The organism is Pseudoalteromonas tetraodonis (assembly GCF_002310835.1).
In the GTDB taxonomy this organism is placed as follows: Bacteria; Pseudomonadota; Gammaproteobacteria; order Enterobacterales; family Alteromonadaceae; genus Pseudoalteromonas; species Pseudoalteromonas tetraodonis.
This window is the reverse complement of the sequence record NZ_CP011041.1, coordinates 1,679,349-1,693,615: the sequence shown is the minus strand read 5'-3', so window position 1 is coordinate 1,693,615 and position 14,267 is coordinate 1,679,349. Positions and strand designations below refer to the sequence as shown.

Here is a 14,267-nt window from a genome sequence, read left to right as displayed (position 1 = left end):
ATCTCCTTATAAAACTTCGCTGGCTGATTCGGCTAAAATACGACGCGCAATAATCACACGCATAATTTCGTTAGTGCCCTCAAGAATTTGATGAACACGTACATCTCTAACATGGCGCTCAAGCGGGTATTCTTTTATGTAACCGTAGCCACCGTGAATTTGCAGCGCGTCATTACACACGGTAAAACCAACATCGGTGGCAAAACGTTTAGCCATGGCGCAATAAGTGGTTTTTTCACTGTCGTTAGTATCGAGTTTAAACGCCGCTAAGCGCACCATTTGGCGTGCTGCTACAAGCTCGGTATTCATATCGGCAATTTTAAACTGTAGCGCTTGAAACGCAGCCAATGGCTTACCAAATTGGGTACGCTCTTTTAAATACTCACGGGCCGTATTAAGTGCCGCTTGGGCTGTACCAATAGAGCAAGTGGCAATATTAATACGGCCGCCGTCTAAACCTTGCATGGCGAATTTAAAGCCTTCACCTTCTTGGCCTAATAAGTTTGCGGCTGGAATACGCACATCTTCAAAGCTAATTAAACGTGTGGGCTGTGCATTCCACCCCATTTTTTCTTCTGCTTTACCGTATTCAACACCTGATGCATCTGCAGGTACAACAAAAGCCGAAATACCACCAGGGCCATCGGCTCCCGTACGCGCCATGACCACTAGAATTTCTGTTTCACCGGCGCCTGAAATAAACATTTTTGAGCCGTTAATAACATACTCATCACCGTCACGCACTGCTTTAGTTTTTAATGACGCAGCATCAGAACCCGAGCCTGGCTCAGTTAAACAGTACGATGCAAGTAATTCACCCATTACTAATTGTTCAACGTATTGCTCTTTTACGATATCGGTCGCAAAACTGGCTATCATCCAGGTTGCCATATTATGAATAGTTAACATAGCCGTTGTTGCGGTACAGCCCATCGCCAGCTGTTCAAAAATAATGCTTGAATCTAAGCGAGATAAACCTAAGCCACCGGCTTCTTCTGGGGTGTATAAACCACAAAAACCTAGCTCACCAGCGGCTTTTATTGTGTCTTTAGGAAAAATATGTTCGCGATCCCACTTGGCAGCGTGTGGTGCTAGTTCAGACTCTGCGAATTGGCGAGCGGTTTGCGCAAAGGCTTGTTGATCTTCAGATAAGTTAAAGTCCATGGTAGACCTCTTTAAGTGTGTTTTGTTTGTTGTCAAAGCATCCCATAACGGGAGTAATTAGTGAGGAGCGACAACACTGTGTGTTGTGCCCCTCTTTTTTATTAATTATTCAGTGCAATATTATTTAAGATTAATACTCATGTTTGGACCTGAGGCAATGTCATCCTCAAACCAACGAGAGGTAATAGTTTTAGTTTCTGTGTAAAAACGAATACCTTGTTTACCATAGGTGTGAGTATCGCCGTAGAATGAGCCTTTCCAACCCGTGAACGAGAAAAATGGCAGTGGCACAGGAATAGGCACATTAATACCCACTTGACCCACTTCAATTTCGTGTTGGAACTTACGTGCAGCTGCACCACTTGATGTAAATAATGAGGTACCGTTACCGTAAGGGCTTTCGTTAATAAGGGCGATGGCTTCTTCAAGCGTATCTACAAACATACACGCCAGTACTGGGCCAAAAATCTCTTCTTTGTACAAGTTCATCTCTTTGGTTACATCAGTAAATAACGTTGGGCCTATCCAGTTACCTTGCTCAAACCCTTCAACAGTAAAGTCAGAGCCATCAATTAAACAGGTTGCGCCTTGCGCTTTACCATCGGCAATCAATGATAAAATACGCGCTTTTGCAGCTGGTGATGTTTGCGGACCATATGCAGCGTCTGCATCATCCCATACACCTGGGCGTACACCTTCAAAGCCAGCTTTAATTTCATCAACCCAGTCTTTTGCTTGGCCAACAAATACCGCCACTGAAATACCCATACAACGCTGGCCTGCCGCACCAACCGATGCGCCTACTAAGTTATTAACTACGTGAGACTTGCTTGCATCAGGCATAATTACCATGTGGTTTTTAGCGCCCACACAGGCTTGCACACGTTTTAGATGTTGTGTGCCTTTAGAATAAATGTATGCACCTACGCCACATGAACCTACAAATGAAATAGCGCGAACCGCTTTGTCTTCTAATAAACGGTCTACTTGTGGTTTTGTACCGTGCACAACTTGTAAAACACCCTTTGGTGCACCCGCTTCAATAAATAGCTCAGCTAAACGCATTGGCGTAAGTGGGTCTTGCTCAGACGGTTTTAAAATAAAGGTGTTACCACACACAATTGCCAGTGGGAACATCCAAAGTGGGATCATGGCCGGAAAATTAAATGGGGTAATACCTGCACATACACCTAGTGGCTGCATATATGAATAGGTATCGATTTTACGCGCTACGTTTTCCATCGTCTCGCCCATCATTAATGATGGTGCATTAGCAGCTTGCTCGACTACTTCAATACCACGCCACACATCGCCTTTTGCATCTTCAAATGTTTTACCTAATTCATGACAAATAATAGTGGCTAGTTCGTCATGGTTTTCTTTTAACAGCGCCGCGTATTTCATCATAATGCGCGCACGTTCTGTAATTGGTACGTCTTTCCACGTTTTAAACGTTTCGCTGGCAGAGGCAATAGCCGCGTCCATTTCAGCGTCTGTAGCACAAGGTACTTGCGCTAACACTTCTTGATTAGCAGGATTTACAACATCAATTAATTCATTTGAAGTTGATTGAATAAATTCGCCGTTAATGAGTAAGGGTACTTGGTGCATAATTAAAATCCTATTGATTAAATTGGGTACCGCAGCGTTTTTGTTATAGTTGCTGCGGCTTTATTATTAGTTAAAGTGCTTCTACGGCCATGGCAACGGCTTCACCGCCACCAATACATAAAGAGGCTACGCCCTTTTTAAGACCCCGGTTTTTAAGTGCATGGATAAGTGTTACTAAAATACGCGCACCGCTGGCACCAATAGGATGACCCAATGCACAGGCTCCACCGTTAACATTAACTTTGTTCTCATCAAGCTTTAACTCGTTAATAGCTAGCATGGTAACCATGGCAAACGCTTCGTTAATTTCCCATAGGTCAACATCGGCGGTTGTCCACCCTGCTTTTTCAAGTACGCTGTTCATTGCACCAACAGGCGCTACGGTAAATTCACTGGGTTTTTGAGAATGCGTGCTGTGAGCCACAATTTTGCACAGTGGCGTTAAACCCTCTGCTTTTGCTTTTGATTCGCTCATTAAAATCAGTGCTGCGCCACCATCTGAAATAGACGATGAGTTAGCGGCAGTAATGGTGCCGTCTTTTTTAAATGCAGCTCTTAAGCTTGGAATTTTTTCAGGTCGTGCGTTGCCAGGTTGCTCATCGATTGAAACGGTGATGTCACCCTTACGCGTTTTTATAGTGTGCGGAGTAATCTCGTTCTCAAAGCTACCATTTTCAATTGCAGCTTTTGCTTTAGTCAGTGAGCTTAATGCAAAATTATCCATTTGCTCACGACCAATACCGTATTCATCGGCTGTGTCTTGAGCAAAACAACCCATTGCTTTATTGTCGTAAGCATCTTCAAGGCCATCGCTCATCATATGATCTTTTATTTCACCATGTCCCATACGCATACCGCCACGGGCTTTAGGAATAAAGTAAGGCGCATTGGTCATGCTTTCCATACCACCAGCGATTGCTGATTCAATAGAACCCGCCTTAATTAAATCATTCGCTAACATCGCTGCTTTTAAACCCGAGCCACATACTTTATTAATAGTGGTAGCACCGGTGCTAAGTGCAAGCCCCGCTTTAAGCATTGCTTGACGTGCAGGCGCTTGGCCTAAGCCAGCTGGTAATACACAGCCCATAATCACTTCATCAATTGCATCATTGCTTAAACCCGTTTGAGCAAGTGCACCTGCAATAGCTGTAGCACCTAGTTCAGTAGACTGCGCATCACTTAGTGCGCCCATAAATCCACCCATTGGGGTGCGTTTTGCTGCTACAATTACAACGCTTTCGAAAGACATAAAAGGCTCCATTTTCTATTAACGCAAACATGTTTTATTATGTTTAGCTTAATGTTTAAACTAATCTGATAAATACGAGCATACATAAAATTTACGTTTACGCCAACGTAAATCTAAAATCAACTTTCTAATTAGTGTGAAAACTGTAAAGCAAGCTTGCTAAAAATGTATGACAACCTCCACAAATGGCTTATAACGTTTATAAACACTCAACTTCTACTGTAAATCCGCATTTATTTTGTACGTCTAAAGTATAACAACCAGATCGCACTTTACCTTTACGTAAACTTCACTTATATTGGTGATATTCGAATGAGGTAAACATTACAATGAAATCAGATAATCAAACAAACTTTGCAAATTCAGCCAATGAGCCGGCTAAAAACGAACAAACTTTTAGTATCAGCGAATTAGCGAAAGAATTTGATATTACTACCCGCTCTATCCGTTTTTACGAAGACCAAGGGTTAATATCGCCAGAGCGCAATGGCCAAACACGTATTTACTCAAAGCGCGACAAGGTACGCCTTAAGCTAATACTGCGCGGTAAACGTTTAGGTTTCACCTTAGCTGAAACAGGTCGTTTGTTTGAACTGTATGATGCTGATAAATCAAGTGCAAAACAGTTAGTTACTATGCTTGACCTTATCAGTGAGAAAAAAGCCGATCTTTCACAACAGATGGATGACATTAAAGTGGTTCTTATGGAACTGGTCACCGCTGAACGTCGCTGTCGCGACACGCTTAGCAAAATAGATGAATAAAATATAACAACGTCATCAACACACAGGAATTAATCATGAGCACTATTTCACTATATAAAGAAATGAACTTTGGCCTTGGCGAAACTGCAGATATGATCCGCAGTCACGTAAACAGCTTTGCCAGTCAAGAAATTGCCCCACTAGCTGAAAAAACTGACCTTGATAATGCGTTCCCCAATGAACTTTGGCCGCAAATGGGTGAAATGGGCGTGCTTGGCATGACCGTGGATGAAGAATTTGGTGGTGCTGGCTTAGGTTATTTAGAGCACGTTATTGCCATGGAAGAAATTAGCCGTGCAAGTGCCTCTATTGGTTTAAGTTACGGTGCGCATTCAAACCTGTGTGTTAATCAAATAAACCGTAATGGATCACAAGCACAAAAAGAAAAATACTTACCTAAACTAATTAGCGGTGAACACATTGGTGCCTTGGCCATGAGTGAGCCTAACGCAGGCTCTGATGTTGTATCAATGAAACTTAAAGCCGAGAAAAAAGGCGATAAGTACATTTTAAACGGCAATAAAATGTGGATCACCAATGGCCCTGACGCCGATACTCTGGTTATTTACGCAAAAACAGATTTAAACGCCGGTGCGAAAGGTATTACCGCCTTTATTGTTGAGAAAACATTCCCGGGGTTTTCTACCGCACAAAAACTCGACAAACTCGGTATGCGCGGATCAAACACCTGTGAACTGGTATTTGATAACTGCGAAGTACCCGAAGAAAACATTTTAGGTAACTTAAACGAAGGCGTTAAGGTACTTATGAGCGGCCTTGATTACGAGCGAGTTGTTTTAGCTGCAGGCCCGTTAGGAATTATGCAAGCATGTATGGACATTGTGGTGCCTTACATTCATGAGCGTAAGCAGTTTGACAGTCCTATTGGTCAATTTCAGTTAATTCAAGGCAAAATTGCCGATATGTATACACAAATGAATGCAGCCCGCTCTTATGTGTACACAGTAGCAAAAGCCTGTGATCGCGGCGAAACCACCCGTAAAGACGCAGCTGGCGCAATTTTATACGCTGCAGAGCTTGCAACTAAAATGGCCCTTGATGCAATCCAAATTTTAGGCGGCAATGGCTACATAAACGAATACGCAACAGGTCGCTTACTGCGTGATGCGAAATTATACGAGATTGGTGCAGGCACCTCAGAAATACGCCGTATGTTAATTGGTCGTGAATTATTTACTGAAAGCCGTTAAGGATTAATTTATGACGATTTTAAAATCGAGCGTTAATCCCCACGATCCTAGTTTTGTGCAAAACCACAAAAATATGTCGGCGCTGGTGGATGATTTACGCGATAAAGTTGCCAATATTAGCTTAGGTGGTGGCGCTGCACTTAAAGAGCGCCATGAAAGCAGAGGAAAGCTGTTTGTTCGTGACCGTATCAGTACTTTATTAGATGAAGGCTCACCCTTTTTAGAAATATCGCAATTTGCTGCATTTGGTGTGTATGAACAAGAGATACCTTGTGCCGGTGTGGTTGCAGGTATTGGTCGCGTGAAAGGCGTTGAATGTATGGTGATTGCAAACGACGCGACAGTTAAAGGTGGCACCTATTTCCCCCTTACTGTTAAAAAGCATTTACGCGCACAAGATATTGCTGAGCGTTGCCACTTACCGTGTATTTACTTAGTTGATTCTGGCGGTGCTAATTTGCCAGAGCAAGACGATGTATTTCCAGATAAACTGCATTTTGGGCGTATTTTTTACAATCAAGCACGTATGTCGGGTAAAGGCATTCCACAAATTGCAGTGGTTATGGGCTTATGTACCGCAGGTGGTGCGTATGTTCCTGCTATGGCCGATGAAAGTATTATTGTTAAAGAGCAAGGCACTATATTTTTAGCAGGCCCACCACTGGTAAAAGCGGCAACCGGTGAAGAAGTTACCGCAGAAGAGCTTGGCGGCGCCGATGTTCATTGTAAAACATCGGGTGTGGCCGATCATTACGCTGAAAATGATGCGCATGCATTATCAATTGCACGCCAATGCATAGAGCGAATTAATTACACACGCCCTACCGCCCCATTATTAGATGACGTAAAAGCTCCCCGTTACGATATTAACGAGCTTTACGGCATTGTTGGTACTGATCTTAAAAAGCCATTTGATGTGCGTGAAGTAATAGCCCGCACTGTCGATGACTCGTCTTTTGATGAATTTAAACGTTACTTTGGCGAAACATTGGTGACAGGCTTTGCCAGCATTTATGGCAACCCTGTGGGCATAGTGGCTAATAACGGTATTTTATTTAGTGAGTCGGCGCAAAAAGGCGCGCACTTTATTCAGCTGTGTGCTCAGCGCAACATTCCATTGGTATTTTTACAAAATATTACTGGCTTTATGGTCGGTAAAAAATACGAAGCCGAAGGCATTGCTAAACATGGCGCTAAAATGGTGATGGCGGTGTCGTGTGCTGATGTACCAAAATTCACCGTGCTTATTGGTGGCTCTTATGGCGCCGGCAATTATGGAATGTGTGGCCGTGCATTTGAACCGACCATGATGTGGATGTGGCCAAATGCCCGTATTTCAGTCATGGGTGGTGAGCAAGCTGCCGGTGTTATGGCACAAGTTAAACAAGATGGATTAGCCCGTAAAGGCGAAAGCATGAGCGAGCAAGAAGTTAGCGATTTTAAAAAGCCAATTATTAGTCAATACGAACAACAAGGTCATCCTTATTATGCCAGTGCCCGCTTATGGGACGATGGCATTATAGACCCTGTCGATACACGTAATGTGTTAGGGCTTGCATTAACAGCAGCTAAAAATGCACCACAGCGTGAGTCTAAGTTTGGCGTATTTAGAATGTAACCGGAGCGCACAATGTCAGTAACACTACAAATAACAAAATCTAATGTGGCTGTACTCGTTTTAAGCCGCCCAGAAAAACGTAATGCGTTTAATAGCGACGTTATCCATGAGCTTATTCAATGTATTGAACATGCTAATACACTCGATATTCGTGCCTTAGTACTCAAAACCGAAGGTAAACATTTTTCAGCCGGTGCCGACTTAGCCTGGATGAAATCGATGGCAGATAATAACTATAACGATAACTTAGCTGATTCAATGCAACTGGCTAAACTTATGCAAGTATTAGCACAGAGCCCGCATCCTACAATTTGTGCGGTACAAGGTGCCGCCTTTGGTGGGGCATTAGGCTTAATTGCCTGCTGTGATATTGCGCTTAGTAAAGACGATGCACAATTTTGTTTAAGTGAAGTTAAACTTGGGCTAATACCTGCCGTGATCAGCCCTTATGTGATTAAGGCCATTGGTGAGCGTTCTGCACGCAGATATTTTTTAACTGCAGAAGTGTTTGATGCCCACACAGCAAAGCAACTGGGTTTAGTGCATCAAATTACTGGGAACTTAGAGACAGCCCTCGATAATTTGCTGCAAACCTTGATTGATAACGGCCCTATTGCCGTTAAAGCCGCAAAAGCACTTATTAACGATGTTGCCAATAAAGAGATAAACGAGGAGCTAATTGCACTGACTGCAGAGCGTATAGCTAAAATTCGTGTATCAACTGAAGGCCAAGAAGGACTGAGCGCCTTTTTTGATAAACGCCCTCCCCAATGGCAACTCTAGGACGCATTATGAACACAGTACAATTACAAAAAATTCTGATTGCTAACCGTGGCGAAATTGCCTGTCGTATTATGCGCACCGCAAAGCAAATGGGCTTAACCACGGTTGCGGTGTATTCAGATGCAGATAAAAACGCGCAACATGTAAAAATGGCCGACGAAGCCTACCATATTGGTGCTGCGCCAAGTAAAGATTCATACCTAGTCGCAGATAAAATTTTGCAGGTTGCTAAAGCCAGTGGCGCTGATTGCATTCATCCAGGCTACGGCTTTTTATCAGAAAACAGTGAATTTGCTAAAGCCTGTGAAGCAAATAACATTGCTTTTATTGGCCCACCAGCAACGAGTATTGAAGCAATGGGCTCAAAAACCCGTGCTAAAGAAATAATGGCCGCGGCAAACGTTCCTTTGGTACCTGGTTACTATGGTGATAAACAAGACCCTGTTTTTTTGCAATCTGAGGCTGAAAAAATTGGTTACCCTGTTCTTATCAAAGCGGCCTTTGGCGGTGGCGGTAAAGGGATGCGAGTGGTAGAAAAGCCGAAAGACTTTATAGCTGCACTTGAAGGCGCCCAACGTGAAGCCATTGCCGGTTTTGGTAACGATTTAGTGCTATTAGAGCGCTACGTTAATCAACCTCGCCATGTTGAAGTACAAGTATTTGCAGATAATCACGGTAATTGTGTTTATTTGGGTGATCGTGACTGTTCGTTGCAACGCCGACACCAAAAAGTGATTGAAGAAGCCCCTGCTCCAGGTTTATCTGACGCGCTGCGTAAAGAAATGGGCGAAGCGGCTGTACGCTGTGCATTAGCCATTAATTACCGTGGTGCGGGTACTGTTGAGTTTTTACTTTGCGGTAATGAATTTTTCTTTATGGAAATGAACACTCGCCTGCAAGTAGAGCACCCAGTGACCGAAATGGTGACCGGTGTTGATTTAGTGAACTGGCAAATTAATATTGCGGGCGGGCAAACACTGCCGTTAAAGCAATCTGATATTCAACTGCAAGGCCATAGCTTTGAAGCGCGTATTTACGCCGAAGACCCTGCAAATGACTTTATTCCGTGCTCAGGCACCATTGAAGCGCTACATGTCCCCGTTAATAGTGAATTTGTACGCATAGATACCGGGATTGCCCAAGGTGATGAAATAAGCCCCTACTACGACCCAATGATTGCAAAGTTAATTGTTCATGATGATAATCGCGAACAAGCGCTTTCTCGTTTGCAACAGGCGCTTGAGCAATTTCATTTAGCAGGCTTTAGTACCAATATTGGCTTTTTACATAACTTAGCTTGCCACGCAAGTTTTAAACAAGGCGCGCCAAGTACACACTTTATTGCTGAGCAAGGTGATTCACTCGCTGCAGTTGATGAGTCATTATTGCTATCAAGCCAGCTTATTGCCGCTTTTGCCTATTTAGAGTCGTTAAACACGCACCAAGCACAAAACAATAGTGCCAGCCCTTGGCAACAACTGAGTGGGTTTACTTTAAATGCACCGCAGGCAATTAAAATCCCATTTGTAGATTTACCGCTAAGCGCTATCAAAACTGCGCAGGGTTACAATGTGACACACAGTACGGGCGTATACAGTGTTCAAGGGACGTTAAATAATGGTGTGTGCAACGTATTTATTAACGGTGAAAAGCACAGCGCACATGTCAGCATAACTGACAATGCAATTACTGTAATGAATAAAGCACTGCAAACTAAGTTTGAATATGTTGATAAACATTATATTAGTTCACACGAAAATGACGCGCTGCCGCTCGCTGCGCCACTCAATGGCACGGTAGTAAAACATTTAATTGAAGTAGGTAGCACTATCACTAAAGGTGATGCCGTTGTTATTATCGAAGCCATGAAAATGGAATATACACTTAATGCACCGCATGACGGCATATTACAGAGTTACTGCTTTGGTGAAGGTGAACTAGTTTCACACGGCGCACTGTTAGCCATTGTTGAAGATACGACTGTTCAGGAAGGTGCTTAATGAGTGCCTTTGCAAACAAAGTTCGTATTGTTGAAGTGGGCGCACGTGATGGTTTACAAAATGAAAAAACCGTCAGCACTGAAGATAAAGTAACACTTATTAATGCCCTCGCCGCCGCGGGATTAAAAGACATAGAAGCTGGTGCATTTGTATCTCCCAAATGGGTGCCACAAATGGCAGACTCAAGCGAGGTGATCAGTGCGCTTGACCTTCCAGAGATTAATTTAAGTGCCTTAACGCCAAATTTAAAAGGCGCACAAGCTGCGCATGCTGTTGGTATTAAAGAATTTGCTATATTTACGGCGGCCAGCGAAGCGTTTTGTCAAAAAAATATAAATTGTTCAATAGCGCAAAGTATTGATCGTTTTAGCGAGGTAATGACTTTTGCTAAAGCCAATAATATACGCGTTCGTGGTTATGTAAGCTGTGTTTTAGGCTGCCCTTATGAGGGAGACGTTGACCCTCAGGTTGTTTTAAACGTGGCACAAAAGTTATTAGCGCTTGGCTGCTATGAAGTGAGCCTTGGCGATACTATTGGTGTCGGCACCGCAGGTAAAGTGACTGAGCTGCTTACATTGCTGCTCAAGCATATTGATAAAAGTAAGCTTGCAGTACACTTTCATGATACCTATGGACAGGCGCTCACAAATATTTACGCTGCCTTAAGCCTAGGTATTTCAACGGTTGACGCTGCCGTTGCTGGCCTTGGTGGCTGCCCTTACGCTAAGGGTGCGTCAGGAAATGTTGCCACCGAAGATGTTGTTTACTTACTGCAAGGGCTTGGCATTGAACATGGAATTGATTTAAAAAGGCTCGCACAAGCAGGTTGGCAAATTACTAATGCGCTTAATAAACAGCCTGTTAGTAAAGTTTCAGTGGCATTACACACACAATAATTGCAATAGCATAGAATGAGGAGTCACTCATGGCCGGTTTTGATAAAGTAGTTTCGAGTTACGAAGCTGCAATGGAAGGTTTAAAAGACGGCGATACTATCATCGCTGGTGGTTTTGGTTTATGCGGTATTCCCGAGGGATTAATAGCACAAATTAAAAAAATGCAAACCAAAGAGTTAACGGTCGTATCGAACAATTGCGGCGTTGATGACTTTGGTTTAGGGCTTTTATTACAAGACAAACAAATTAAAAAAGTGGTTGCCTCTTATGTGGGCGAAAATGCTCTTTTTGAACAACAACTACTTAATGGCGAAATTGATGTAGAGCTAACACCGCAAGGGACTCTAGCAGAAAAAATGCGTGCTGGTGGTGCCGGTATTCCTGCTTTTTATACCGCCACGGGTTACGGTACGCCAGTAGCTGAGGGTAAAGAAGTAAAAGAATTTAATGGTCGCCCTTATATTTTAGAAGAGTCAATCACGGGCGAATTTGCCATTGTAAAAGCATGGAAAGCAGACCGTTACGGTAATTTAGTATTTCGCCATACCGCAATGAACTTTAATCCAATGGCCGCAACCGCAGGTAAAATTACCGTTGCCGAAGTGGAAGAGATTGTTGAACCCGGTGAGCTAGAGCCAAGTCAAATTCATACCCCTGGCATTTTTGTAAATCGCGTGATCAAGGGCAACTTTGAAAAACGCATTGAACGTGTTACCACACGAGATTAAGCAGGAGCACTTAAAATGGCATTATCACGTGAACAAGTCGCAATGCGCGTCGCTCAAGAGCTACAAGATGGGTACTATGTTAATTTAGGCATAGGTATTCCGACACTCGTCGCAAACTATGTACCCGATGGCATAGAAGTTATGCTACAGTCCGAAAATGGCCTATTAGGTATGGGTGAATACCCAACTAAAGACACTGTAGATGCCGATATGATCAACGCGGGTAAAGAAACCGTGACGGCAGCTACCGGTGCAGCTATATTTAATAGTGCAGATAGTTTTGCCATGATACGGGGTGGTCATGTAGACTTAACGGTTCTGGGCGCATTTGAGGTAGACCAAAACGGGTCTATAGCCTCATGGATGATCCCTAAAAAATTAATAAAAGGCATGGGCGGAGCAATGGATTTAGTTGCTGGTGCAAAAAACATTATTGTTACTATGACCCATGCCAGTAAACACGGCGATTCTAAATTATTAGAAAGCTGTACGTTACCGCTGACGGGCGTTAACTGTGTTAAAAAAATAGTAACCGATTTAGCCGTATTAGAAGTTAAAGACGGCGCATTTCATTTGCTAGAACGCGCACCAGGCGTATCAGTTGATGAAATTATTAGTAAAACGGCAGGTAAATTGCTTGTTGACGGTGATATTCCTGAGATGGTGTTTTAAACTACTCACAATTTCACCCTGTACCGACCTCATTCCCAGTGCCAATGGCGCTGAGTTACCCAAAATCCCTCGCAAGAGGGATTTTTTTTGCCTTTATTTTAGCTTTTGCACTATAGTGAGAATTTAACGCACCACTTAGGTGAATTCGCCCTAATAAAAAAATTAAATAACTGATATAGTTAACTTTTATTTTTGGTTTAATAATTGCCTGTAATAAGGTGATTGAAATAACTTTATATTGGATACCATGCAAACACCTATTCGCGGCCTTCGCTCTTTTTGTTTTGCCGCAAAAAGCTTAAGTTTTAAACATGCCGCCAAAGAGCTGTATTTAACGCCATCGGCGGTCAGCCATCAAATAAAGCAGCTAGAAGAGCAGCTGGGCATTGATTTATTTCAAAGGCAAACCCGTTCCATAAGCTTAACGCCAGCTGGAAAAAACTTTTTTGAAGCGATTTACCCCATTATAAATATGCTGGAAAGCACCATTACCGAATTTAGTCAGTTACAACAAAATGTAAATTTAACCATTACCCTGCCCGAGTTTTTTGCCAGTGAATTGCTAATGCCAAAACTGAGTGAGTGGACGAGTGAGCATCCTAATATTAATTTACACATGGACACCCTTAAAACGCGCAAAGAGCTGACTCGCCAAAGTGATTTATCAATCATTTTATCTTCAAGTAAACCGCTTGATGGGCTGGCTACTGAGTTATTTAATTTAGAATATATTCCAGCGTGTAATAAAAAGCTGCTCGATCAGTGGCAAAACGATCACTGCCAGGCGCTCAATCAAGTGCCGCTTATTGTGCATAAAGCACGGCCTTGGGCATGGCATCAATGGGCTGAAAAAGTCGGTATTGATGACTTTTCCCCTGCACAAATTATTCAAATAGATAGTATGTTTGGCGTTGCACGCGCTGCACAGCAAGGTATGGGCATCGCGCTTATTCCTTTACCAATAAGCCAAAGCTGGCTGGATGAGCAATGGCTTTACAAACTGTTTGAGCAACCACTAACAACAAAAGACAAATATTATTTAGTTCAGCATGGCTCAAGTACCGCTAATCACCCTCTCGATTTGTTTGCAAAATGGGTGATTAACACCTTTAGGCAAACTAAATAGCACATTCAATTAAGGGCTCCTTGTTGAGCGCTTTTTAGCTAATTTTAAAGTGTGCAACTTTTATTTTTAAAATCCCCCTACCGAAAAACAAAAAAAGCGCTTATTTATCAGCGCTTTATTTATTGAAAAAATCTAAAACCCCATAAGTTAGTTTTTTTCACTTATTAGTTTTGTTTTTATCGCTTGTCGAAATTGAGTAAAAGCTCTAAAGTTAACTCAACCAAACGGCAACACGCTAAAAAATATAAAACGTGTTACCAAAATCAGATTTCATTAGTTTGTAACAACGAGCTAGTAAAAAAGAATCTTTATTGTGTGTGAAGATGTTGTCAGTGTAAAAAACAGCTCAAGTTCGGTGGTGACTTAGCTTGAGTTGTTTTTATTTTTACCCTTACACCCGCCAATAAACTTAAGAATCTTTATTGTGTGTGAAGATGTTGTC

The 14,267-nt window shown here is 42.6% G+C and carries 12 protein-coding genes; 9 read left to right on the top strand and 3 right to left on the bottom strand.

Translation table 11 applies throughout. The annotated features are described in order from the left end of the window. Positions 1-6: 6 nt before the first annotated feature. From PTET_RS07785 to PTET_RS07775, 3 genes are all read right to left on the bottom strand, one after another. Positions 7-1,164, bottom strand: coding sequence for an acyl-CoA dehydrogenase family protein (locus PTET_RS07785; protein WP_013464904.1), 1,158 nt, complete (start codon positions 1,162-1,164; stop codon positions 7-9). A 120-nt stretch (positions 1,165-1,284) separates the two neighbouring features. After that, positions 1,285-2,775, bottom strand: a complete 1,491-nt coding sequence (locus PTET_RS07780; RefSeq protein ID WP_013464903.1) for a CoA-acylating methylmalonate-semialdehyde dehydrogenase — start codon at positions 2,773-2,775, stop codon at positions 1,285-1,287. A 70-nt stretch (positions 2,776-2,845) separates the two neighbouring features. After that, positions 2,846-4,027: a thiolase family protein gene (locus PTET_RS07775; protein WP_013464902.1), complete on the bottom strand. Its 1,182-nt coding sequence runs from the start codon at positions 4,025-4,027 to the stop codon at positions 2,846-2,848. A 329-nt stretch (positions 4,028-4,356) separates the two neighbouring features. Here PTET_RS07775 and PTET_RS07770 point away from each other — a divergent pair, with 329 nt between their 5' ends. From PTET_RS07770 to PTET_RS07725, 9 genes are all read left to right on the top strand, one after another. Then, positions 4,357-4,791: a MerR family transcriptional regulator gene (locus PTET_RS07770; protein WP_008114692.1), complete on the top strand. Its 435-nt coding sequence runs from the start codon at positions 4,357-4,359 to the stop codon at positions 4,789-4,791. Positions 4,792-4,826: 35 nt separating this feature from the next. Then, the gene (locus PTET_RS07765; RefSeq protein ID WP_096038417.1) at positions 4,827-6,002 is read left to right on the top strand and encodes an isovaleryl-CoA dehydrogenase; all 1,176 of its coding nucleotides are present in this window, start codon (positions 4,827-4,829) and stop codon (positions 6,000-6,002) included. Positions 6,003-6,012: 10 nt separating this feature from the next. Further along, positions 6,013-7,620 (top strand): carboxyl transferase domain-containing protein, encoded by a 1,608-nt coding sequence (locus PTET_RS07760; protein ID WP_024600979.1) that lies wholly within the window; start codon positions 6,013-6,015, stop codon positions 7,618-7,620. A gap of 12 nt (positions 7,621-7,632) precedes the next feature. Further along, positions 7,633-8,403, top strand: a complete 771-nt coding sequence (locus PTET_RS07755; protein ID WP_013464899.1) for an enoyl-CoA hydratase/isomerase family protein — start codon at positions 7,633-7,635, stop codon at positions 8,401-8,403. 8 nt (positions 8,404-8,411) lie between these two features. Further along, complete coding sequence (locus PTET_RS07750; RefSeq protein ID WP_013464898.1) at positions 8,412-10,403, top strand: acetyl/propionyl/methylcrotonyl-CoA carboxylase subunit alpha; 1,992 nt, start codon at positions 8,412-8,414, stop codon at positions 10,401-10,403. Then, positions 10,403-11,299, top strand: coding sequence for a hydroxymethylglutaryl-CoA lyase (locus tag PTET_RS07745; RefSeq protein ID WP_013464897.1), 897 nt, complete (start codon positions 10,403-10,405; stop codon positions 11,297-11,299). Before PTET_RS07750 ends, PTET_RS07745 begins: the two co-directional genes overlap by 1 nt. A 29-nt stretch (positions 11,300-11,328) precedes the next feature. Next, complete coding sequence (locus tag PTET_RS07740; protein ID WP_013464896.1) at positions 11,329-12,027, top strand: CoA transferase subunit A; 699 nt, start codon at positions 11,329-11,331, stop codon at positions 12,025-12,027. 15 nt (positions 12,028-12,042) lie between these two features. Beyond that, on the top strand, positions 12,043-12,699 hold the full coding sequence (locus tag PTET_RS07735; protein WP_013464895.1) for a 3-oxoacid CoA-transferase subunit B: 657 nt from the start codon (positions 12,043-12,045) through the stop codon (positions 12,697-12,699). A gap of 247 nt (positions 12,700-12,946) precedes the next feature. Then, positions 12,947-13,825: a LysR family transcriptional regulator gene (locus tag PTET_RS07725; RefSeq protein ID WP_013464894.1), complete on the top strand. Its 879-nt coding sequence runs from the start codon at positions 12,947-12,949 to the stop codon at positions 13,823-13,825. The last annotated feature ends 442 nt before the right edge of the window (positions 13,826-14,267 follow it).

Excerpts from the sequence above, each read along its gene's own strand:
- PTET_RS07785 (WP_013464904.1), bottom strand. The coding sequence starts at position 1,164 with ATGGACTTTAACTTATCTGAAGATCAACAAGCCTTTGCGCAAACCGCT.
- PTET_RS07780 (WP_013464903.1), bottom strand. The coding sequence starts at position 2,775 with ATGCACCAAGTACCCTTACTCATTAACGGCGAATTTATTCAATCAACT.
- PTET_RS07775 (WP_013464902.1), bottom strand. The coding sequence starts at position 4,027 with ATGTCTTTCGAAAGCGTTGTAATTGTAGCAGCAAAACGCACCCCAATG.
- PTET_RS07770 (WP_008114692.1), top strand. The coding sequence starts at position 4,357 with ATGAAATCAGATAATCAAACAAACTTTGCAAATTCAGCCAATGAGCCG.
- PTET_RS07765 (WP_096038417.1), top strand. The coding sequence starts at position 4,827 with ATGAGCACTATTTCACTATATAAAGAAATGAACTTTGGCCTTGGCGAA.
- PTET_RS07760 (WP_024600979.1), top strand. The coding sequence starts at position 6,013 with ATGACGATTTTAAAATCGAGCGTTAATCCCCACGATCCTAGTTTTGTG.
- PTET_RS07755 (WP_013464899.1), top strand. The coding sequence starts at position 7,633 with ATGTCAGTAACACTACAAATAACAAAATCTAATGTGGCTGTACTCGTT.
- PTET_RS07750 (WP_013464898.1), top strand. The coding sequence starts at position 8,412 with ATGAACACAGTACAATTACAAAAAATTCTGATTGCTAACCGTGGCGAA.
- PTET_RS07745 (WP_013464897.1), top strand. The coding sequence starts at position 10,403 with ATGAGTGCCTTTGCAAACAAAGTTCGTATTGTTGAAGTGGGCGCACGT.
- PTET_RS07740 (WP_013464896.1), top strand. The coding sequence starts at position 11,329 with ATGGCCGGTTTTGATAAAGTAGTTTCGAGTTACGAAGCTGCAATGGAA.
- PTET_RS07735 (WP_013464895.1), top strand. The coding sequence starts at position 12,043 with ATGGCATTATCACGTGAACAAGTCGCAATGCGCGTCGCTCAAGAGCTA.
- PTET_RS07725 (WP_013464894.1), top strand. The coding sequence starts at position 12,947 with ATGCAAACACCTATTCGCGGCCTTCGCTCTTTTTGTTTTGCCGCAAAA.